The following is a 1,595-nucleotide window of genomic DNA, read 5'->3' as shown; positions in this document are numbered from 1 at the left end:
CCCGAAATGGCTACGAGGTTGGTAGCCCTGTATCACAGAGGCATCCTCGAGTGCTCCTTAGAAAGGAGGTGATCCAGCCGCACCTTCCGGTACGGCTACCTTGTTACGACTTAGTCCTAATTACCGATCCCACCTTCGACAGCTCCCTCCTTACGGTTGGGCCACTGGCTTCGGGTGTTACCGACTTTCATGACTTGACGGGCGGTGTGTACAAGGCCCGGGAACGTATTCACCGCAGCGTTGCTGATCTGCGATTACTAGCGACTCCGACTTCATGAGGTCGAGTTGCAGACCTCAATCCGAACTGAGACCGGCTTTTTGGGATTCGCTCCACCTTACGGTATTGCAGCCCTTTGTACCGGCCATTGTAGCATGCGTGAAGCCCAAGACATAAGGGGCATGATGATTTGACGTCATCCCCACCTTCCTCCGAGTTGACCCCGGCAGTCTCCTATGAGTTCCCACCATAACGTGCTGGCAACATAGAACGAGGGTTGCGCTCGTTGCCGGACTTAACCGAACATCTCACGACACGAGCTGACGACAACCATGCACCACCTGTATACGAGTGTCCAAAGAGTCCTACATTTCTGCAGTGTTCTCGTATATGTCAAGCCTTGGTAAGGTTCTTCGCGTTGCATCGAATTAATCCGCATGCTCCGCCGCTTGTGCGGGCCCCCGTCAATTCCTTTGAGTTTTAGCCTTGCGGCCGTACTCCCCAGGCGGGGAACTTAATGCGTTAGCTGCGACACAGAATCCGTGGAATGGACCCTACATCTAGTTCCCAACGTTTACGGCATGGACTACCAGGGTATCTAATCCTGTTCGCTCCCCATGCTTTCGCTCCTCAGCGTCAGTTACGGCCCAGAGATCTGCCTTCGCCATCGGTGTTCCTCCTGATATCTGCGCATTCCACCGCTACACCAGGAATTCCAATCTCCCCTACCGCACTCTAGTCTGCCCGTACCCACTGCAGGCTGGGGGTTGAGCCCCCAGATTTCACAGCAGACGTGACAAACCGCCTACGAGCTCTTTACGCCCAATAATTCCGGACAACGCTTGCACCCTACGTATTACCGCGGCTGCTGGCACGTAGTTAGCCGGTGCTTTTTCTGCAGGTACCGTCACTTTTACGCTTCTTCCCTACTAAAAGAGGTTTACAACCCGAAGGCCGTCGTCCCTCACGCGGCGTTGCTGCATCAGGCTTTCGCCCATTGTGCAATATTCCCCACTGCTGCCTCCCGTAGGAGTCTGGGCCGTGTCTCAGTCCCAGTGTGGCCGGTCACCCTCTCAGGCCGGCTACCCGTCGTAGGCTTGGTGAGCCATTACCTCACCAACTACCTGATAGGCCGCGAGTCCATCCACCACCGATAAATCTTTCCACCCCCTGGCCATGCGGCCGGAGGTCATATCCGGTATTAGACACCGTTTCCAGTGCTTATCCCAGAGTGAAGGGCAGGTTACTCACGTGTTACTCACCCGTTCGCCACTAATCCGCCGGAGCAAGCTCCAGCCTCATCGTTCGACTTGCATGTGTTAAGCACGCCGCCAGCGTTCGTCCTGAGCCAGGATCAAACTCTCCGTAAATGTTTGAT

1 rRNA gene is annotated in these 1,595 nt (G+C 55.3%); it reads right to left on the bottom strand.

Going from position 1 to position 1,595, the window contains the following annotated elements:
• Nucleotides 1-61: 61 nt before the first annotated feature.
• Nucleotides 62-1,587, bottom strand: a 16S ribosomal RNA gene (locus DL891_RS16495).
• Nucleotides 1,588-1,595 lie beyond the last annotated feature (8 nt).

Source organism: Homoserinimonas sp. OAct 916, from assembly GCF_003260275.1.
GTDB lineage: Bacteria > Actinomycetota > Actinomycetes > Actinomycetales > Microbacteriaceae > OACT-916.
This window is presented reverse-complemented; position numbering and strand designations above follow the sequence as displayed.